The organism is Streptomyces sp. NPDC052225 (assembly GCF_040679615.1).
Classification (GTDB): Bacteria; Actinomycetota; Actinomycetes; order Streptomycetales; family Streptomycetaceae; genus Streptomyces.
This window is the reverse complement of record NZ_JBFAVD010000006.1, coordinates 236,417-255,207: the sequence shown is the minus strand read 5'-3', so window position 1 is coordinate 255,207 and position 18,791 is coordinate 236,417. Positions and strand designations below refer to the sequence as shown.

General features: G+C 72.8%; 18 protein-coding genes. 13 read left to right on the top strand and 5 right to left on the bottom strand.

The window, feature by feature from the left end; translation table 11 throughout:
* Positions 1 to 55: 55 nt before the first annotated feature.
* Positions 56 to 1,303, bottom strand: a complete 1,248-nt coding sequence (locus tag AB0L37_RS12275) for a hydrolase (protein WP_365503388.1) — start codon at positions 1,301 to 1,303, stop codon at positions 56 to 58.
* A 158-nt stretch (positions 1,304 to 1,461) separates the two neighbouring features.
* Here AB0L37_RS12275 and AB0L37_RS12270 point away from each other — a divergent pair, with 158 nt between their 5' ends.
* From AB0L37_RS12270 to AB0L37_RS12260, 3 genes are all read left to right on the top strand, one after another.
* Positions 1,462 to 2,586, top strand: coding sequence for a molybdopterin-dependent oxidoreductase (locus tag AB0L37_RS12270; protein ID WP_365503385.1), 1,125 nt, complete (start codon positions 1,462 to 1,464; stop codon positions 2,584 to 2,586).
* Positions 2,583 to 3,002 (top strand): hypothetical protein, encoded by a 420-nt coding sequence (locus tag AB0L37_RS12265; RefSeq protein ID WP_365503382.1) that lies wholly within the window; start codon positions 2,583 to 2,585, stop codon positions 3,000 to 3,002. The genes AB0L37_RS12270 and AB0L37_RS12265 overlap by 4 nt, the downstream gene beginning before the upstream one ends.
* 82 nt (positions 3,003 to 3,084) lie before the next feature.
* Positions 3,085 to 4,743, top strand: coding sequence for a penicillin-binding transpeptidase domain-containing protein (locus AB0L37_RS12260; protein WP_365503379.1), 1,659 nt, complete (start codon positions 3,085 to 3,087; stop codon positions 4,741 to 4,743).
* On the opposite strand, the gene AB0L37_RS12255 is transcribed toward AB0L37_RS12260, so the two are convergent.
* The gene (locus AB0L37_RS12255; protein ID WP_365503376.1) at positions 4,744 to 4,944 is read right to left on the bottom strand and encodes a hypothetical protein; all 201 of its coding nucleotides are present in this window, start codon (positions 4,942 to 4,944) and stop codon (positions 4,744 to 4,746) included. It lies immediately after the preceding gene.
* A 271-nt stretch (positions 4,945 to 5,215) separates the two neighbouring features.
* Here AB0L37_RS12255 and AB0L37_RS12250 point away from each other — a divergent pair, with 271 nt between their 5' ends.
* The 3 genes from AB0L37_RS12250 to AB0L37_RS12240 all read left to right on the top strand — a co-directional run bounded on the left by AB0L37_RS12250 (position 5,216) and on the right by AB0L37_RS12240 (position 8,863).
* Positions 5,216 to 7,381 (top strand): FUSC family protein, encoded by a 2,166-nt coding sequence (locus AB0L37_RS12250; protein ID WP_365503638.1) that lies wholly within the window; start codon positions 5,216 to 5,218, stop codon positions 7,379 to 7,381.
* A 107-nt stretch (positions 7,382 to 7,488) separates the two neighbouring features.
* A complete protein-coding gene (locus AB0L37_RS12245) occupies positions 7,489 to 8,100 on the top strand; it encodes a sulfite oxidase-like oxidoreductase (RefSeq protein WP_365503373.1) in 612 nt (203 codons plus the stop codon).
* Between the two features lie 13 nt (positions 8,101 to 8,113).
* On the top strand, positions 8,114 to 8,863 hold the full coding sequence (locus AB0L37_RS12240) for a ferredoxin reductase (protein ID WP_365503636.1): 750 nt from the start codon (positions 8,114 to 8,116) through the stop codon (positions 8,861 to 8,863).
* Positions 8,864 to 8,907: 44 nt separating this feature from the next.
* Here the strand turns inward: AB0L37_RS12240 and AB0L37_RS12235 are convergent, their stop codons facing one another.
* Both AB0L37_RS12235 and AB0L37_RS12230 read right to left on the bottom strand, forming a co-directional pair.
* The gene (locus tag AB0L37_RS12235) at positions 8,908 to 10,236 is read right to left on the bottom strand and encodes a S28 family serine protease (RefSeq protein WP_365503370.1); all 1,329 of its coding nucleotides are present in this window, start codon (positions 10,234 to 10,236) and stop codon (positions 8,908 to 8,910) included.
* Between the two features lie 173 nt (positions 10,237 to 10,409).
* Positions 10,410 to 10,901 carry a peptidylprolyl isomerase gene (locus tag AB0L37_RS12230; RefSeq protein WP_365503367.1) on the bottom strand — a complete coding sequence of 164 codons (492 nt, stop codon included), beginning with the start codon at positions 10,899 to 10,901 and terminating at the stop codon, positions 10,410 to 10,412.
* A 183-nt stretch (positions 10,902 to 11,084) separates the two neighbouring features.
* Here AB0L37_RS12230 and AB0L37_RS12225 point away from each other — a divergent pair, with 183 nt between their 5' ends.
* Entirely contained in the window at positions 11,085 to 11,366 is a 282-nt protein-coding gene (locus tag AB0L37_RS12225) for a zinc-ribbon domain-containing protein (protein ID WP_365503364.1), read from the top strand.
* Between the two features lie 10 nt (positions 11,367 to 11,376).
* Here the strand turns inward: AB0L37_RS12225 and AB0L37_RS12220 are convergent, their stop codons facing one another.
* Positions 11,377 to 12,576 carry a Gfo/Idh/MocA family oxidoreductase gene (locus AB0L37_RS12220; RefSeq protein ID WP_365503361.1) on the bottom strand — a complete coding sequence of 400 codons (1,200 nt, stop codon included), beginning with the start codon at positions 12,574 to 12,576 and terminating at the stop codon, positions 11,377 to 11,379.
* 149 nt (positions 12,577 to 12,725) lie between these two features.
* On the opposite strand from AB0L37_RS12220, the gene AB0L37_RS12215 reads away from it, so the two are divergent.
* The 6 genes from AB0L37_RS12215 to AB0L37_RS12190 all read left to right on the top strand — a co-directional run bounded on the left by AB0L37_RS12215 (position 12,726) and on the right by AB0L37_RS12190 (position 18,780).
* Complete coding sequence (locus tag AB0L37_RS12215; RefSeq protein WP_365503358.1) at positions 12,726 to 13,871, top strand: ROK family transcriptional regulator; 1,146 nt, start codon at positions 12,726 to 12,728, stop codon at positions 13,869 to 13,871.
* 526 nt (positions 13,872 to 14,397) lie between these two features.
* The gene (locus tag AB0L37_RS12210) at positions 14,398 to 16,065 is read left to right on the top strand and encodes an ATP-binding protein (RefSeq protein ID WP_365503355.1); all 1,668 of its coding nucleotides are present in this window, start codon (positions 14,398 to 14,400) and stop codon (positions 16,063 to 16,065) included.
* A 106-nt stretch (positions 16,066 to 16,171) separates the two neighbouring features.
* Positions 16,172 to 16,591: a roadblock/LC7 domain-containing protein gene (locus AB0L37_RS12205; protein WP_365503352.1), complete on the top strand. Its 420-nt coding sequence runs from the start codon at positions 16,172 to 16,174 to the stop codon at positions 16,589 to 16,591.
* Positions 16,588 to 16,947 (top strand): DUF742 domain-containing protein, encoded by a 360-nt coding sequence (locus AB0L37_RS12200; RefSeq protein ID WP_365503349.1) that lies wholly within the window; start codon positions 16,588 to 16,590, stop codon positions 16,945 to 16,947. The genes AB0L37_RS12205 and AB0L37_RS12200 overlap by 4 nt, the downstream gene beginning before the upstream one ends.
* A complete protein-coding gene (locus AB0L37_RS12195) occupies positions 16,928 to 17,545 on the top strand; it encodes an ATP/GTP-binding protein (RefSeq protein WP_365503346.1) in 618 nt (205 codons plus the stop codon). The genes AB0L37_RS12200 and AB0L37_RS12195 overlap by 20 nt, the downstream gene beginning before the upstream one ends.
* Entirely contained in the window at positions 17,542 to 18,780 is a 1,239-nt protein-coding gene (locus AB0L37_RS12190; protein WP_365503343.1) for a cytochrome P450, read from the top strand. The genes AB0L37_RS12195 and AB0L37_RS12190 overlap by 4 nt, the downstream gene beginning before the upstream one ends.
* Positions 18,781 to 18,791 lie beyond the last annotated feature (11 nt).

Sequence of the window (18,791 nt, the reverse complement as noted above, 5' to 3'; positions counted from 1 at the left end):
CCACGCCCTGGGGCGCGGTGGTCCGAGGCTACCGGATCACTGTGACGGTCGCCCGCTACGTGAAGTCCACCTCGGGGAACCGCGACGAGGGCGCATCGAGGAGGGGCCGGTCGGCGCCGCGCAGGTGGCGGTCGAAGAAGGCGGTCAGGAAGGCGCGTTGGGCGGCGACGGCCCGGGCGGGCGGCACGGTGCCGACCCAGTCGGTGAGCGTCTCGCGGGGCAGGCCGAGGCGGGCGGCGACCTGCGGGAGCAGGCTCGCGGCATCGGTGAACGTCGCGTGCGCGCCGCCTTCCAGGGTGAGGTCGCGGCGCCATCCGGTGCTGTGCCGCCACAGTTCGCGCCATGAGGGCACGTTCGTACGGTCGTTGCCGTCGCTGCCGAAGAGCAGGACCGGCCGGTCCGTGCCGTCGGCGGCGACGGTGGACAGGCCGCCCTCGTCGTGGTCGTCCTGTACGTACGCGAGGACGCCGTCGAGGTCGGCGGACGCGGCGATCCGCCGGTCGTCGTGCTGGGCCTGGAGCGCGGTGAAGCCGCCCGCGGACTGGCCGAACATGCCGACCGGCGCGCGGCGCAGCCGGCCGCGGCCGAAGGCCCGGTCGAGGACGTCGAGGACGAAGCGGGTGTCGGCGACCCGGACGTCGGCGGTTTTCCTCAGCAGCGCGGTCACCGCGGCGGGCCCCTTGTCCTGGGCCACGGCGAACTCCTGCGGCAGCCGGCTCGTCGCGACGCGGCCGTCCGGGAACTCGACGGCGGAGACGTCGTAGGGATGGTCGACGGCGATCACCACGTAGCCGTGCGAGGCGAGTTCGTCCGTCAGGGTCGTGCCGAGGGTGCGCGGGTCGAGCACGCCCGGCGAGTACAGGACGACCGGGTGCGGCGCGCGGCGGTCGAGGGGCGCGCCGGTGTGGGCGTGGGTGCGGGTGGCCGCCCAGTCGACGCGGCCGGCGGGCAGGCCCGCGAAGTTGTTCAGCCGGTCGAAGCCCGCGGCCTCGCCCGCCGTCATCTGCGGTGCGCGCCGGTGCCCGGCGACGGCGGCGGCCGGGTAGCGGACGTCGACCACCAACTCCCGTACGGGGCCCGCCGTCCACGGGTCGCGACGGGCGTCGTCCACCAGGCGCAGTGTCGTCGTGCCGACCGGGTACGGACCGGTCGGGGCAAGCAGCCGCAGACGTACACGGTCGGCGGCCCGGTCCCGGGGCGCGGCGAGGGCCGGTGTCGCGGGCAGGGTCAGCAGGGCCGCGCCCACGGTGAGGACGCGGCGGCGGGTCGGCGGCGCGGATGAGGTCTTCGCGTGATCGTCCATGGCCCAAGGTTCGCCGGGCGGGGGCCGGTCGGACCATCCGGCAGACCCGCCGGACGGCGTGGGGGGCATCCCCCAGACGGGGAACATCGACGACGCGTCAGACTTCCGTAATGCCGCGAAAGCTGGGAAACCGGCATGCGGAGCGGTCGGATGGAGCCATGAACCTCCGCCTCCGGCCGCCCGTCATCCGGGCGCCGCTGCACGATCCGCGCACGGCCACCGTCATCGGCCGGCTGCTCGGCGTCGCGATCCTCGTCTGCTTCACGACCGGTCTGGTCAGTCACTACCTCCAGGAGCCGCCCGGCTGGCTCTCGGCGCGGGTGCCGACGCGGCCGGTGTGGGGGTACCGGGTCACGCAGGGCGCCCACGTGATCAGCGGGATCGCCGCGATCCCGCTGCTGCTCGCCAAGTTGTGGACGGTGTATCCACGGCTGCTCGCGTGGCCGCCGGTGCGGTCCGTCGCGCACGCCCTGGAGCGCCTGTCGATCGGGGTGCTCGTGGCCGCGACGTTGCTCGAGGTGTCCATGGGTCTGCTGAACACGGCGCAGTGGTATCCGTGGCCGTTCTCGTTCCGGTCCGTGCACTGGGCCCTCGCCTGGGTCGTCGTGGGGTCGCTGCTGCTGCATCTCGCGGTCAAGGCCCCGCTGGTGGCCGAGCACTGGCGCGCCGCGCGGACCCCGTCCCCCGACGGGCCCGACAGGCGCTCGCTGCTCATCGGGGTCGGTCTGGCGGTCGGCACCGTCACCGCCGTCACCGCGGGGCAGTCGGTCACCCCGCTGAAGAACCTCACCCTGCTGGCGCCCCGCCACCCCGACCACGGCCCGCAGGGGCTGCCGGTGAACCGCACGGCGCGGGCGGCGCGGGTGCGGCGCGACGACCTCGCCGACTGGCGGCTGACGGTGACCGGGCCCCGGCCGTACTCCCTCAGCCTCGCGGAGCTGCGCGCCCTGCCGCACCACACGGCGACGCTGCCGATCGCGTGCGTGGAGGGCTGGTCGAAGACCGCGCACTGGGAGGGCGTACGGGTCCGTGACCTGCTGGCGCGGGCGGGGGTGCCGGACGGTGCGCGGCTGCGGGTGGTGTCGTTGCAGCGCGGCGGGGCGTACCGCGTGACGGAGATGGACCGGCCGTACAGCCGCGACGACCTCACGCTCCTCGCGCTGCGGCTGAACCGGGAGGTCCTCTCCCTGGACCACGGTTTCCCGGCGCGCATCATCGCGCCGAACCGGCCCGGTGTGCTCCAGACGAAATGGGTGTCCCGGCTGGAGGTGCTCGACGCATGAGCCGAACCCTTGTATTCCGTTGGGCACTTGGGGCCGTGGGCGTGGGTGTCGCGGCGATCGGCGTGTCGGAGCTGTGGTCCGGGACGCGGGCGGGGACGCCTGCCGAGGTCGCCGTGTGGCTGGTCGGCGCGGTGGTCGTGCACGACGGGCTGCTCGTTCCGTTCGTCATGGCGGTCGGCCTGCTCATCGGCGGCGGGCGGGCCCGCGGTGCGCTGCGCGCCGGGCTGATCACGGCGGGCTGCCTGATCCTGGTGGCGGTGCCGGTCGTGCTGCGCCCGGGTCGGCCGCGCAACCCCTCGGTGCTGCCGCTTGACTACCCCCTCGACCTGGGCCTGCTGCTCGCCGGGGTCGCGTGTGTGACCGGCGGCTGCGCGTGGTGGCTGCGGCGGCGCGCCGCGCGGCGAGCGCGCCCCTGAACGGCGCACTCCGACAGGAAGCGGCACCGCTCACCGCCCTACGGTGAGGCGTCGGTATCAGGTGCGGCAGGGCGGAGGCCCCGTGGGCGGCGAGCGGCAGGACACCACCGGATCACCTCGGGCGGGTGCGTCCGGCAGACGGCCCGCCTGGATCGTGGGCGCCGCGTCGCTCGCGCTGGTGGGGATCGGCGCCGGCGCCTGGGCGGTGTTCGGCGGCCGGGACGAGCCGCGCACCGGCCCGCTGTCCGCGGCGGAGGTCAGGTCGGCCGCCGACGGGTTCCTCGACGCGTGGGCCGAGGGCGACACGGACGGGGCGGCGCGCCGGACCTCGGACGCGGCGTCGGCCGGCGCCGCGCTGCGTGCCTACCGGGACCGGGCCCACCTCGTACCGAAGCGGCTGACGCCCGGGGCGGCGCAGGGCACGCGGGTGCCGGTCGGGGTCGGCGCGGAGTTCGCGTACGACGGGGCGCGGGCCCCGCTCACGTACGACACCGCGCTGACCGTCGTGCGGCGCGCCGGGGACGGTGAGCCGGTGGTGCGCTGGGAACCGTCCGTGCCGCACCCCCAGTTGACCGCGGGCAAGCGGCTCGAGACGCGGGAGACGGGCGCCGCGCCGCTGCGCGCGGCGGACCGGAGCGGGCGGGCGCTCGACACCGAGACGTTCCCCTCGCTCAAGCCCGTCGTGGAGGGGCTGCGCCGCTCGTACGGGAAGACGGCGGGCGGCAGGCCCGGGCTCGAACTGCGGGTGGTGCCGGACGGTCGGGCGAGCTCGGACGCGGCGCCTCCGGCGGGCAAGGTCCTCCTCACCGTTCCCGAAGGTGCGCCGGGCCGGCTGCGGACGACGCTCGACGCCCGGGTGCAGGCGGCGGCCGAGCGGGAGGTGGCCAGGCGCACCGACGCGTCCCTGGTCGTGCTCAAGCCGTCGACCGGCGAGATCCTCGCCGTCGCCAACTCCCGGACGGGCGGCCCGAACATCGCGCTCGAAGGGCGGCTCGCGCCCGGCTCCACCATGAAGATGATCACGGCGTCGCTGCTCCTTGAGAAGCACATCGCCGACCCGGACAAGCCGCACCCCTGCCCGAAGACGGCCTCGTACGGCGGCTGGCAGTTCCACAACGTCGACGACTTCGACATCGCCGGCGGCACGTTCCGTACGAGCTTCGCCGCGTCCTGCAACACCGCCTTCATCACGCAGGCGGGCAAGCTCGCCGACGACGCACTGGCGCGCCAGGCCCGGGAGGTGTTCGGGATCGGGGAGCACTGGTCGGTCGGCGTCGACGCGTTCGACGGCGCGGTGCCCGTGGAGCACGCCGCGTCGAAGGCCGCCTCGATGATCGGGCAGGGCGAGGTCCGGATGAACCCGCTGACCATGGCGTCGGTGGTGTCGACGGCTCGGACGGGCACGTTCCGGCAGCCGTACCTGGTGGCGCCGTCGATCGGGCACCGCACGCTCGCGACGGCGTCGCGGACGCTCGACCCGGCCGCGCACCGGCAGTTGCGGGATCTGCTGCACACGACGGCGACGGCCGGTTCCGCCGCCGGTTCCATGGCGGGGCTCACCGGGGACATCGGGGCGAAGACCGGCTCCGCCGAGGTCATCGGGCAGAAAGAGCCCAACGGCTGGTTCGCGGCCTGGCACGGCGACCTGGCCGCGGCCGCCGTGATGCAGCGCGGCGGCCGGGGCGGCGAGTCGTCGGGGCCGCTCGTGGCGGCCGTACTCAAAGCAGTGCCGAGCGAGTAGTCAGTGCCCCACGGCGAAGATCAGGATCGCGGTGAGGCCGAGCGCCCCGCACAGTGAGGCGGCCATCGCGATATGGACGGCCTTCGCCACCACCGCGGTCGTGTCACCCCCTTCCTGCACGCTGCGCCGCATCGTCCATGCGGCTTCCGTCAGCAGGGCCACACCGATCACTCCGCACAGGAGCACCACTACGTCGATCATCGGACCATCGTGCGGGGCCCCGGCCGGACGGCGGGCGTACGCGCGAGGCGCCCGGCCGAGTCCGACCGAATGGCCTCATGTCGCGACAGGCCGTCAGCGCCGGCGAAGGGTGAGCCATGCGCCCTGCGGGACCGCGTTCACCTCCTCGTATGCTCGGGAGCACGAACGCCGGATCGATCTTGGAGTGACACTGGTGGCGCGACCGCGGACGCCGACCCTGACCGCGACCTGGGACCGCTTCGTGGCCTCCGACCCGGGGCTGCTGCGCCTGATGGCCGGATTGCGCACCGTCACCGCGATCGGCCTGACCCTCGCCGTGCTCGCGCTGCTCGGCACCGACGTGACGTACATGGTCGCGGGCGCGATGACCGCGATGGTCGGCACGTTCGCGATTCGCGAGAAGACGGTGCGCGGGCAGGCCGTGACCCTCGCGCTCGGGCTGCCGGTGGCGCTCGCTGCGGTGTCGCTCGGCGCGCTGCTGCACAGCAGGGTCGTCGCCGGTGACCTGTTCTTCGTCGCGCTGATCTTCGGCGCGGTCTACAGCCGCAGGTTCGGCGACCGGGGCACGGCGCTCGGCCTGATCGGTTTCCAGGTCTACTTCGTGTCGCTGTTCGTGAACGCCACGGTCGACGGGCTGCCGCGTCTGTACGGCACGCTGGCGATCGCCTTCGCGTGCGGCGCGGTGGCCAGGTTCGCACTGGTGCCGGAGACGCCGCAGCGCGTCCTCGGCCGGCTGCGGGAGGCGTTCCGGGCGCGGCTCGCCCAGCTGGTGACCGCGCAGACGCGCCTGCTCGACGCCGCGCCGCAGGAGCTCGACGACGTCCTCGACGATCTGCGCCGGCACACGGCGCGGCTGCACGAGGCGGCGCTGATGATCCAGGGGCGCCTGGAGGACGGCACCCGTGACGAGGCCACCGCCGCGCTCATCCAGCGCCGTGTCGCCGACGCGGAGGTCGCCGCCGAGCGCCTGGGCATGCTGCTCCTGACCGCCCGCAGCGCCGAGCGCGCCGACACCCTGACCCTGCACCTGCCGAACGCGCCGGTCCCGGCCACCGGGCGGCTGCTGCCGCGCGAGGACGAGGCGACCGCGACGCTCCGCCGCGACCTCGGCTCCCTGCACCTGATGGTGGCGCGCCCCGCCGAGGCCAACCGGGGCACGGCCGTCGCCCAGATCCGCAACCGGCTGCTCGGCTACCGCGACGAGGAGTGCATACCGCCGGGCGCCACCCTCGCCGTGCAGGACGTGTTCCGCGGCATCGGTGAGGCGGCCCGCGCGGTCCTCGGTCTGCGGCTCGCGCTCGACGGGCCGCAGGACGAGTCCGACGACTCCCCCGCCACGACCCGCTCACGCGAGGAGTTCGACGCGGAGGACGTGTCGATCACCAGCTCCGAGGCGGAGCCCGAGGAACCCGCCGGGCTTCAGCGGCCCACCACCCGGGCCGCGTTCCAGGTCGCCGTCGGCTCGGCGCTCGCCATCGTCGGCGGCGAGTTCCTCTCCAGCCAGCGCTGGTACTGGGCGGTGCTCACGTGCTGGGTCGTCTTCCTCAACACGGCGTCCACCGGCGAGATCGTCGTCAAGGGCTACCGGCGGCTCCTCGGCACGGTGCTCGGAGTCGTCGCCGGTGTGGCGCTGGCCGGCGCCGTGGGCAACCACACGTGGATCGCGTTCGTCCTGGTCCTGGTCTGCGTCTTCGCGATGTTCTTCACCGCTCCCCTGTCGTACGCGCTGATGTCGTTCTTCGTGACGGCGATGCTGGGCCTGCTGTACACGCTCCTGAACACCTACAGCTTCGACGTCCTCGTGCTGCGCATCGAGGAGACCGCGCTCGGCGCGGCCTGCGGCATCATCGCGGCGATGCTCGTGCTGCCCGTACGCACCGACCGGCACACCGACGAGCAGCTCGCCACCGTCCTGGAGCGGCTCGGCGACGTGGTCGCGGGCGCGGTGGAACAGCTCAGCGGTGGCCCCGCCGTCGACCTCCTCGACAAGGCCCGCGACCTGGACACCGCCCTCGACGAACTGCGGGCGTCCACCCAGCCGTTGACGCATCCGATCACGCCGCTGCGCGGGCGCCGCCAGACCGCCCGCTATCTGGTGGCGCTCCTGGAGACGTCGGCGTACCACGCCCGCTCGCTGGCGGCGACCGCCGAGCTCGTGCCGTACAGCAAGCGGGTCGGGGCGGATCCACGGCTCGCGCGCGCCGCGCGGCGCATCGACCACAACATCGAGGTGCTCGTCGCGCACGTCAAGGACGAGCAGACGACGGCCGCCGTCGAGGCGGGCGCGAGCATCGCGGCGATGCTGGAGACCGACGGCCTGGGCGTCCCGGCCGCGAACACGGTGACGTTCCGTGTCCTTCGTCACCTCCAGCGGCTCGACGAGGGCGTCACCGGCCTCGCACGGCCCCTCGGGGTGCCGGCAGGCCCCCGCTCATAGGGCTGCGACGTGCGGAAATCCCTCATGAATGGCATGGTTCTCCGTGCGCGCCCGCGCACCCACGACGCTCGACCAGGGCGCCGCCTCTCGCTCCTGGAGACCTCCGCATGACCGGCCACCCCACCCGCGGCTTCGTCGGCCGCCCCCGTGTGCACAACCCCGGGCTGCCGCCCGGCCAGTACGACGCGGGCGACGACTGGCCCGTCCTGTCCGCGGAGGTGACGCCCCGGATCGAGCCGCGCGAGTGGACGCTGCGGATCGACGGGCTGGTCGCCGAGGAGCGCACCTGGACCTGGGACGAGATGCAGGCGCTGCCCACCTCCGCGTATCACGGCGACATCCACTGCGTGACGAGCTGGTCGAAGTTCGGGGTGCGCTTCGGCGGGGTCTCGCTCGACGTGCTCCTCGACGCCGTGCGTCCGGATCCGGCGGCCACCCACGTCGTCGCGTACGCGCACACCGGGTACACGACGAATCTGCCGCTCGCCGACGTGACGGGCGGCAAGGCGTGGGTCGCGTTCACCTACGGGGACGAGCCGCTGCCCGCCGAACACGGCGGCCCCGCCCGCCTGTTGGTGCCGCATCTGTACTTCTGGAAGAGCGCCAAGTGGCTCGCGGGTCTGCGTCTGCTCGACCATGACGAGCCCGGGTTCTGGGAGCAGAACGGGTACCACGCGCGGGGCAACCCGTGGGAAGAGCAGCGTTACGCCGGTGACTGAGACGAGCGAGAACATGACGGCCCAGGCCCCCGCCTTCACGCCCCCGACCCGGTTCGCCGTGCCCGGCCGGATCGCCGTGAGCAACCAGACCGCGACGACCTGGCAGCGCGCCGTGCTCACCGAGATCCGCCGTGAGACGCCGCAGGTGTCCACGTTCCGCTTCGCGGTGCCCGGCTGGCAGGGGCATCTGCCGGGGCAGCACCTGATGCTGCGGCTGACCGCCGAGGACGGGTACACGGCGCAGCGGCACTACTCGCTCGCCTCGGCGCCCGACGACTCCGGGCACATCGAGCTGACCCTCGACCACGTCGAGGGCGGCGAGGTCTCCGGCTACCTGCACACGGTGGCGCGGGTCGGTGACGAGGTGGAGGTCCGCGGCCCCAACAGCGGCTTCTTCGCGTGGCCGGGCGACCGCCCGGCGCTGCTGATCGGTGCGGGCTCCGGCGTCGTCCCGCTGATGTCGATGCTGCGCCACCACCGCCGCCTGGAACTCGCCACGCCCCTGCGCCTGTTCGTGTCGGCGCGCACCCGCGCGGAGCTGATCTACGCCGACGAGTACGCGGCCGAGACGACGCCGGTGCTCACCCGCGAGGGCGAGCGCCGGCGCCTGGCCGCGGACCATCTGGCGCCGTGCTTCACGGACGGCGCGCCGCAATGGGAGGCGTACGTCTGCGGCTCCAACTCCTTCGCGGAGCACGCCTCCCAGCTGCTCGTCGGCCTCGGTCAGCCGGTGGACCGGATCCGCATCGAACGCTTCGGCTGACCGCAGACCGCAGACCGCAGACCGCAGACCGCTGATGGCCGGACCTACTGACCGGCCCACCGCTTGATCGTCGCCGTCGCGGCGTCCTTCTGGTCGGTGGGCAGCGCGGATATCCGGGCGCCGTGGTTGGAGTTCGGCACGACGTACTTGTACGAGTCGCGCTTGCTCGGCGTGAACTGCTCGGCGCTCCACGGGTCGTTCTGCCCGTACACGAACAGCATGCGCTGCGACTCGGTGCGCACCCACTTGTCGACGCCCTTGATGACGGTGCCGTCGTAGGTGGTGCGCATGTCGGCCGGGAGCACCGAGTTCGGCTGGTAGATGTCCGGGTAGTGGCGCACGCCCTTGAGGTTCTTGAACTTCAGGTCGGCCCAGCCGAGTTGGGCCGCGGCCTGACGGTAGTAGGGGCCGCTGCTGTTGGCGCCGAGCGTCGAGTCCTCGTAGATCGACAGGCCGTGGCCGAGGGACCACGTGTACAGCTCGTCGTCGGAGACGGTCTTGGCGTCCGGGACGGTCGGGCAGTCGCTGTACGTGCCCGACTGCCAGAAGTTCCACACCTGGTCCAGGACGGCGAACTCGTAGGCACGGTCGGTGGTGCCGAGCGTGTTGGTGAAGGTGTAGCCCTCGTCCTTCGCGGTCTGCTCGAACTTGGGCAGCAGGGTGTCGCGGCGCGCGAGCATCTCGCGCTGGACGGCGGCGAGCGCTTCCCGGCACTCCGGGGTGCCGACGTTCTCGAAGAAGCGCTCGTACGTGCTGTCGTCGTCGTTGTTCGCGTCGTTCGGGGCGACGTAGGCGACGACGCCGTCGTAGTCCTTCGGGTAGAAGCGGTAGTGGTAGGTGGCCGTCATGCCGCCCTTGCTGCCGCCGGTCGCGAGCCACTTGGAGGACTTCTCGTACAGGGGTCTGATCGCCTGCACGATGGCGTGCTCGTCGGCGGCCTCCTGCTGGACCGTCATCTTCGCCCACGGGGTGCCGCCGGCCGGGACGGAGGGCCCGAAGAAGCGGTGCTCGATGCTGAGCTGGCCCGCGTCGAGGATCGTGGTGGGCTCGCGCGTCGAGGAGGACAGGCCGTAGCCGCCGGTGTAGACGACGACGGGCTTCGCCGTCGACTTGTGCCAGAGCGTGAACCGCTGCTGGAACGTGCCCAGTCGGGGCTTCGTGTGGTCGATCGGCTGCGTGATCGACAAGGCGTAGAGGGGGTGGCCCTCCTTGTCGCTGACACCGGTGACGGTGACACCGGGTATCGCGCGCAGCTGGTCCTCGAAGGAGGCCTGGGCGGTGGTCGCGGCGGCCGCCGGTGCCGCGGTGGCGGCGAGGGCTCCGGCCGTGAGGGCGGCGGACAGGAGCAGCGTGGGTACGGTGCGCAGGCGCACGGATGCCTCCCGGGTTGTGGGAACGGTGAGTTGGATCACTGGTCCGGTGACGGAGACCTTAACCCGGGGGCGGCGCCGTGGAGTTGGAGTCGGCGCACATGGACATACGGACGGAGCCGGGCCCCGCCGTCGTGGCGGGGCCGGGCTCCGTGCCGTGCGTCAGCTGTGGAGGATCAGAGCTGGCCGGACTCGGCGATCGTGATCTTCGCGGAGGTCGCGCCGCTGCGCGAGCCGAGGGACTCGATCTTCTTCACGAGGTCCATGCCGTCCTCGACCTCGCCGAAGACGACGTGCTTGCCGTCCAGCCAGTCGGTGACGATGGTGGTGATGAAGAACTGCGAGCCGTTGGTGTTCGGGCCGGCGTTGGCCATCGAGAGCAGGCCCGGCTTGGTGTGCTTGAGCTGGAAGTTCTCGTCGGCGAACTTCTCGCCGTAGATGCTCTTGCCGCCCGTGCCGTTGCCGGCGGTGAAGTCGCCGCCCTGGAGCATGAAGTCCGGGATCACGCGGTGGAAGGAGGAGCCGGCGTAGCCGAAGCCCTTCTCGCCGGTGCACAGCGCGCGGAAGTTCTCCGCGGTCTTCGGGACGACGTCGTCGAAGAGGTTGAACGTGATCCGCCCGGCGGGCTCGTCGTTGATCGTGATGTCGAAGTAGGTCTTGATTGCCATGCCGCAATCCTTTCATCACGGAGCCCGGAATGCCGATTCGGCCCGCCAGAACGGCCTTCTCGCGACACCTCGTAGTCGCGACCATTCGCTCCGTGATCACATCCGGCTCTCAAGAGGTCGCTGTCTACGATGGTCGCGGGCCACGGACGCTCGACGGTGGCCGTCGACCGGGAGGGACCACCAATGATCATCTTCGGTACGCGGGGCTACGTGTATCAGCTCGCGATACTCACGCTCGTCTGCGGCGGCTGCGGCAACCCCGCCGCCCACACGCTGCGCAAGTACGTCACGAAGTTCACGCTGTTCTTCGTGCCGCTGTTCCCGGTGTCGACGCGGTTCCGTACGCAGTGCACGTTCTGCGGCACCGAGCAGAAGCTGCCCAGGGAGCAGGCCGACGGTCTGCTGGCACAGGCCGCCGCCGCCCCGCAGGGCGAGCCGGGGCGGCAGCACTTCCACCAGGGCTAGACGGGCAGGGCTAGGCCGGCGGGTTCCCGAAGTCGGGGATCGGCAGGCGCTCGCCGTCGCGCAGGGCCGAGCGGTGGGCGACGATGCCGGGCAGGGTGTAGCGGGCGGCGACCCAGGCGTTGACCGGGGCGTGCGTGCCCGTGGTGACGGCGGTGACGAAGTCGTCGACCAGGAAGTGGTGGCTGCCCTCGTGCCCGTTCGGCAGGTGGTCGAAGACGCGGGGCAGCCGGGTGCGGTCGTGGACGGGGGCGGAGCCCGAGGTGAAGGCGGCGCGCAGCGCGGGCGCGATCTTCTCCAGGGAAGGGTCGTCGGGCGCCAGGGTGGGCCTGGGTTGGAGCAGCTCGGTGATGTCCGTGACCCCCTTCTTGTCCTGCCAGAAGCTGACCGTGGCGAGCTGCTCCATGCTGGCGTCGGTGCCGAAGAACCGGAACCGGGACTCGCGGATGTGGGAGGGGTAGCCGACGCGGCGGAACTCGTTGGTACGGAACGAGCCACCGCCCGCGACCTCGAAGAGCGCCGTCGCGTTCGACAGGTCGTTGCCGAACTGGCTGACGTCCTTGTCGAAGACGCCGTCCCCCCGCTCGTCGGCCACGCCGATCGCGGAGACGCTCACCGCGTGGGTGTCCCAGGCACCGAGCACACCGCCGACCGAGTGCGTCGGGTAGAGCAGCGGCGGATAGCTGGCGGTGGCCTTCCAGTCGGCGCCGCCGCTGTACTGGTACGCCTCGTAGAAGCCGAGGTCCATGTCGTGGACGTAGTCGCCCTCGGCGTAGAAGAGCCGTCCGAAGGCACCGTCGGCGATCCGGTCGCGAGCGTGCACGGTGGCCGGGTTGTACTGGCTGGTCTCGCCCATCATGTACGTCAGTCCGGTCTCCCGTACGGCGTCGATGATCGCCGCGATCTCCTCCTCGGTGATCGCCATCGGGACGGCGGAGTAGACGTGCTTGCCCGCGCGCAGGGCCTGGACGACGAGCGGGCCGTGCGTCCAGCGCTGAGTGAAGATCGCCACGGCGGCGACGTCCGGGGAGCGCAGCATGGCGTCGTACGAGTCGAAGGTCGCGGTCAGGCGCTCGGCGGCGACCAGGTCACGGGCCCGGTCGGGGATCAGGTCGGTCGCGTACAGGTCGCCGACGCCGGGGTGGGCACGGAAGAGCTTCGCGAACTGTCCGGCGAACTGGCCGGCGCCGACGATGCCGAGGGAGAACGTCACGGGCGGATCCCTTCAGGTTGGTTCCGACCTGGATTACTTTTGGCCCGGAAGGAAGTCGTCGTCAAGAGGGCCGCACGGTGTCGCTCACTGCCGTGAACTCCCCGCTCACCTCTTGACGTTGCTTTCGTCGCGGAACAATCCTCGTCGGTATGAGCACACGTGACGTGGACAGCTGGCCGGCCTTGAGCGCGAGGGAACGGGCGGTGGCGATCGAGGTCCTCAGCCATGGGCCGCTGTCCCGCAGCGCGCTGGCGCGGCGGCTCGGCCTGTCGGCGGGCAGTCTCACGCGGCTGACGAAACCGCTGATCGCCGCCGGGGTGCTCGTCGAGGAGCCGGCGCGGGCCGGGGCCGGGCAGGGCAGGCCGTCGCTGCCGCTCGATGTCGTCGCGGGGTCGCGGCACTTCGCCGGGTTCAAGGTGACGGCGGACACGGTCTACGGCGTCGTGACGACGCTGCGCAGCGAGGTCGTGGCGCGGCGGTCGGTGCCGCTGGGCAACCCCGAGCCGGAGCGGGTCGCGGATCAACTGGGTGATCTCGTCGGCCGGTTCAGGCAGGAGTTCCCGCGGATCGCCGGGGTCGGGGTGGGGGTGGCGGGTCCGGTGCGCGAGGGGGGCGTCGTCGTCGACAACGCGTTCCTGGGGTGGAGCGGGGTGCCGCTGACCCCTCTCGTACGGGAACGGACGGGGCTGCCGGTCGTCGTCGACAACGACGTGACGGCGCTGGCGGAGGCGGAGGCCTGGTTCGGCGCGGGCCGCGGCCTCGACCGGTTCGCGCTCCTGACGATCGGGGCGGGCATCGGCTACGCGCTCGTCATCGGGGGCCGTCCGGTACGTACTCGGGACGGCGGCGGCGGGATCGGCCGGCGCTGGATCGTGGACCCGGCCGGCCCGCTGACGCCGGAGGGTGAACGGGGCAGCGCCGCCGCCCTGTTGACCATTCCCAGCATGTGCCGCCAGGTGGGGGCGGCGACCGGAGAACCGGTGTCCTACGCACGGCTTCTGGCCGCCGCGGCGGACGGGGAGCCGGCGGCGTCCCGTGTGGTCGGCGAGGCGGCCCGGGCTCTCGGCCTGATGGTGGCGCAGATCGCCGACCTGGCGCTGCCGCAGAAGATCCTGCTGGCCGGGGAGGGTGTGGGCCTGATGGACGTGGCGGGCGACACGGTGGCCGCCACGATCCGCGCGCGCCGCCACCCGGACACCGAACCGGTCGTGCTCGACACCCTGCCCAGCGACTTCCACGCCTGGGCGCGCGGGGCGGCCGCGCTCGCGATCCGGACCCTGGTCCTCGGGGCCTGAGGCGCGCCGGTGAAACGGCCCCGTCGCTTCGCAGGGGGGAGAGGAAGCGACGGGGCCACAGGCTCGAGCGCCCGGGGGGGGTGGGCTGCTTGAGCTGTCTCTCTGTGCTGCTGCCCGGGATCGGCCGGGGCATGCACCCGAGTTCCGAAGAAGTTTCGGCAGAGCCTCCGGGGCGGCCGACGTTGGCTGAAACCCATCCGTCCGCAGGGAGTTGAGAGCGCTCGGCGACCGGGGATCCGGGGCGTCGGCAGGGCTCGCACGTGCACCTTCGGCGGGTGGACCTCAGCATTCAGCGCTCACTCGTCGAATATCACGGCCCCTTCCAGGAGCGGCGAGTTCACGACGAAGTCGGCGGCGGGGCAGTCTGCCCGGCTTGTCCGTCCGTCCCGCCACGCGGCATGACTAGCATGAACATCCGTACGGTCCGGAAGATCAGCGTCCTTTTCGGCGCCCGCTGCCCGGACCCTCAGTCGGCGTGACCGGTCGGCTCGTCACCCCCGCACTCAAGGACCGAGGGACCCGCGGAATGTCAGTGCCTGCTCCTCCCCGCCCGCACGCGACCGCCGGAGCGGGACGCACCGGCCTAGGCGTGGCGCTCGCCGTGCTCGTGGTGGCCGCCGCCGTCGCCGGTGGCGCCGCAGCCCTCGCCCCCGAGGCCGCCCGGACCTGGGCGGTGTGGACGGCCCTGGTCGCGTGGGCGTGCCTGGCCGCGGCCGTCGTGTCGGCGACACTGCTTCTCGGCCGCGCCCGGGGCGACGCCCGGCGCTCGCGGGAGGAACTCGCCCTCGTCCGGGGCCAGTTGGCGCAGCAGAGCGCGGAGTCGTCGGATCTGGCACACCGGATGCTGCCCGCTCTCGTACGGCAGGTGAGGGATCCGCACAACGCCGCGGCTCCCCCGGCCACGCCGCCGTCCGATCCTCAACTGCGGCGCATTCTGGAGGAGTTCACCGCGCTCGCCGAGGAGTCGCTGCGGCAGACGGCGGCGGTCGCGGCGGAGCGGGACGCCGCGCGCGGCGAACTGGAGCGCGCGGGCGCCGAGTTGGACCGGCTCACGGCCCACACGTTCCCCACGGCGGTGGCGCGGCTGCGCGAGGGGCTGTCCGCCGACACCGTCCTCGCCGAGCTGGACTGGCCCGACAACCCGCTGCTGCGGCTGCCCGCGGAGACGCTGCTGCGTGAACTCGCCCTGAGCGAGCGGCGGGCCGCGGCCGCGCAGGCCGCCTCGGCGAAGGCGCTCAGCCGGGTGCAGGCCAAGTCGGTGAGCATGCTGGCGGATCTGCGCGGCATGCAGGAGCGGCACGGTGAGGAGGTCTTCGGCGATCTGCTGCGCCTGGACCACGCCACCTCCCAACTCGGCCTGATGACCGACCGGTTGGCCCTCCTGATGGGCGGCCGCTCCAGCCGCGCCTGGAACCGGCCGATCGTGATGGAGAGCGTGCTGCGCGGCGCCGTCGGCCGGATCGCCGCCTACCAGCGGGTGCGGCTGCACTGCGCGACGAACGCGGCGATCGCCGGATTCGCGGCCGAGGGCGTGATGCATCTGCTGGCTGAGCTGATGGACAACGCCGCGAACTTCTCGCCGCCCATCGACGAGGTCCACGTCTACGTCGAGGAACGGTCCGCCGGGCTCGTCGTGACCGTCGAGGACAGCGGCCTGAAGATGGCCGACGCGGCGATGCGGCGCGCCGAGGAGGCGGTGTCCGGGCAGGTCACGGACCTCGCGTCGCTCCAGGGCACCCGGCTCGGGCTCGCCGTGGTGGGCCGGCTCGCCGCGAAGTACCGCATCGACGTGAACTTCCGGCCGTCCTCGCGCGGCGGCACCGGCGTCGTCGTCCTGCTGCCGCCCCAGCTCCTCGCCCAGCAGCGCGAACCCGTGGCCCCGGTCGTCGCCCCGCGCTCCGCTCCGGCGGAGACGCACGAGCGGGCCACCGCCGAGACGCACGAGCGGGCCGCGGCCGAGGAAGGGTCCGCGCCCCGTCCCGCGCAGCCCGCCGCCGCGACGCCGAACGGGCTCCCGGTACGCCCGCCGGGGCGCACCATGGCCGCCGCCGAACAGGACCGGGGCCGCCCCGCCCCCTCCCCCGAACCCGAGGCGAAGCCGGCCCGTGACGCGGGCGCCCGCTTCGGCGCCTTCCACCGCGCCCGCAAGGCCAAGGACGGCGAACCGGCCGAGCAGGACGGAGCGGCCGAGTAGTCCCGCTCCGCCCCGACGACCCTCAACCCCCCGCACTACACCGTGAGATTGGAGGCACGGGTGGCGACCCGGCGCCCGCCGGACCCCGTCCCCGCCCGACCCCGCCATGCAGACGACTGACACCAGCCTGACCTGGCTCCTGGAGAGCCTGCTTGAACGCACCCCCGGCACCCGGCACGCCCTGGTCCTGTCCCGGGACGGACTCAAGCTGTGCTGGAGCGAGCACCTGACCCTCGACCAGGCCGACCAGCTCGCGGCGATCTGCTCCGGCATCCAGGCCCTCGCCCAGGGCGCGTCCGTGGAGTTCGGCGACGGGACCGGCGGCGTCCGGCACTCGATGACCGAGTTCCACGGCGGCCTGCTGTTCATCGTGGACGCGGGCGACGGCGCGCACCTCGCGGTGGTGGCCGCCGAGGAGGCCGACCCGGGTGTGGTCGGCCATCAGATGACGGAGCTGGTCGAGCAGATCGGCGAACATCTGCGGGCCGCGCCGCGCGACCGGGCCGCGGGGAGCGGCACCTCGTGACGCGCCGGCCGGTCGACACCGGCGCCCCGGACCGGCTCTACACGGTGACGGGGGGCCGCAGCCGCGCCGACGACAGCTCGTTCGACCTGGTGACGCTGGTCGTCGCCGAGTGCGAGCCGGTCGCGGCGATGCAGTCCGAGCACGTACGGATCCTGGAGCTGTGCCGGCGTCCGACGGCGGTCGTGGAGATCGCCGCGGAGCTGAAGCTGCCGATCACCGTGATCCGGATCCTGCTCGGCGACCTGCTGGCGACCGGCAAGGTCACCGCCCGCCATCCGCGCGCGGCCGCCGCCGTCGCCGGTCTCCCCGATTCCGCCCTTCTCAAGGAGGTGCTCCATGGGCTCCGCAACCTCTGAACTGCCCGCGAGCCGCACGCCGCTCGGCGCCGCCGCGGACACCGGCCTGAAGATCGTCGTGGTCGGCGGATTCGGCGTCGGCAAGACCACACTGGTCCGCTCCGTGAGCGAGATCAGGCCGCTCAACACCGAAGAGGTGATGACGCAGGCCGGAGCGGGTGTCGACTCGACGGCCGGGGTGGCGGCGAAGACCACGACCACGGTCGCCTTCGACTTCGGCCGCATCAGCCTCAACGAGCACATGGTGCTCTACCTGTTCGGGGCGCCGGGCCAGGAGCGGTTCTGGTTCCTGTGGGACCGGCTGTTCTCCGGGACGCTCGGCGCGGTCGTCCTGGTCGACACCCGGCGGATGGACGACTCCTGGTACGCGGTCGACCGCCTGGAGCACCACGGCACGCCGTTCGTCGTCGCGGTCAACCGGTTCGACGACGAGCCGGTGCGTTACTCCCTCGACGAGATCCGCCAGGCGCTGGCGCTTCCCGCGCACGTGCCGATGGTCGACTGCGACGCGCGCGTCCGATCGTCGGGCAAGGACGTGCTGATCACCCTCGTGGACCACCTCTACGCACGGGCCATGGCCCAGGAGACGACACCGTGACGGAACAGACCCCTTCCTGCCCGGCACACGCGGGCGCGGTCCCGCTCAGCGGCCTGGAGTACCAGCAGACGCCGTCGCAGCTGTACCGGGCGCTGCGCGCGGAGCACGGTCCGGTGGCGCCGGTGCTGCTCGACGGGGACGTGCCCGCGTGGCTGGTGCTCGGCTACTCCGAGCTGACCTATGTGACGGCCCACGACGAGCTGTTCGCGCGGGACTCGCGGCGCTGGAACCAGTGGGAGCACATCCCCGAGGACTGGCCGCTGCTGCCGTTCGTCGGGTACCAGCCGTCGGTGCTGTTCACCGAGGGCGCCGAGCACCAACGCCGGGCCGGCGTGATCACCCATGCCCTGGAGCAGGTCGACCAGTTCGAGCTGGCCCGGGACTGCGCGCAGATCGCCGACGGGCTGATCGCCGGCTTCGCGGGCAGCGGCCGGGCCGAGCTGATGTCCTCGTACGCGCACGCGCTGCCCATGCGGGCCGCGGTCCAGATGTGCGGGATGCCGCAGCGCGGCACCGACACGCAGGATCTGGTGGACGATCTGCGGATCTCGCTGGACGCCGCCGAGGGCGACGATCCGGTGGCCGCGTACGTACGGGTCGGGGAGCGCATCCAGCGGCTGGTCAAGGAGAAGCGGGAGCGACCGGGCGCGGACGTGACGTCGCGGATGATCCTCGACCCGGCGGGCCTGACCGACGAGGAGATCGTGCAGGACCTGATCTCGGTGATCGCGGCGGCGCAGCAGCCGACGGCGAACTGGATCTGCAACACGCTGCGGCTGCTCCTGACCGACGAGCGGTTCGCCCTGAACGTGTCCGGCGGGCGCCTGAGCGTGGGCGAGGCGCTCAACGAGGTGCTGTGGCTGGACACGCCCACGCAGAACTTCATCGGCCGCTGGGCGGTGCGCGACACCCAGCTCGGCGGCCGGCAGATCCGGGCCGGGGACTGTCTGGTCCTGGGGCTCGCGGCGGCGAACACCGACCCGCAGATCTGGCCGGACTCGCACGTGGGCGCGGAGAACGCGGCGCATCTGTCGTTCAGCAACGGCGAGCACCGCTGCCCCTATCCCGCTCCCCTGCTGGCCGACGTCATCGCGCGCACGGCGGTGGAGACGCTCCTCGATCACCTCCCCGATCTCGTCCTGGCCGTGGAGCCCGAGGAGCTGACGTGGCGGCCGTCGATCTGGATGCGGGGTCTGACGTCGCTGCCGGTGAGTTTCACGCCCGTGGTGCAGTGAGCCGCCGGGCA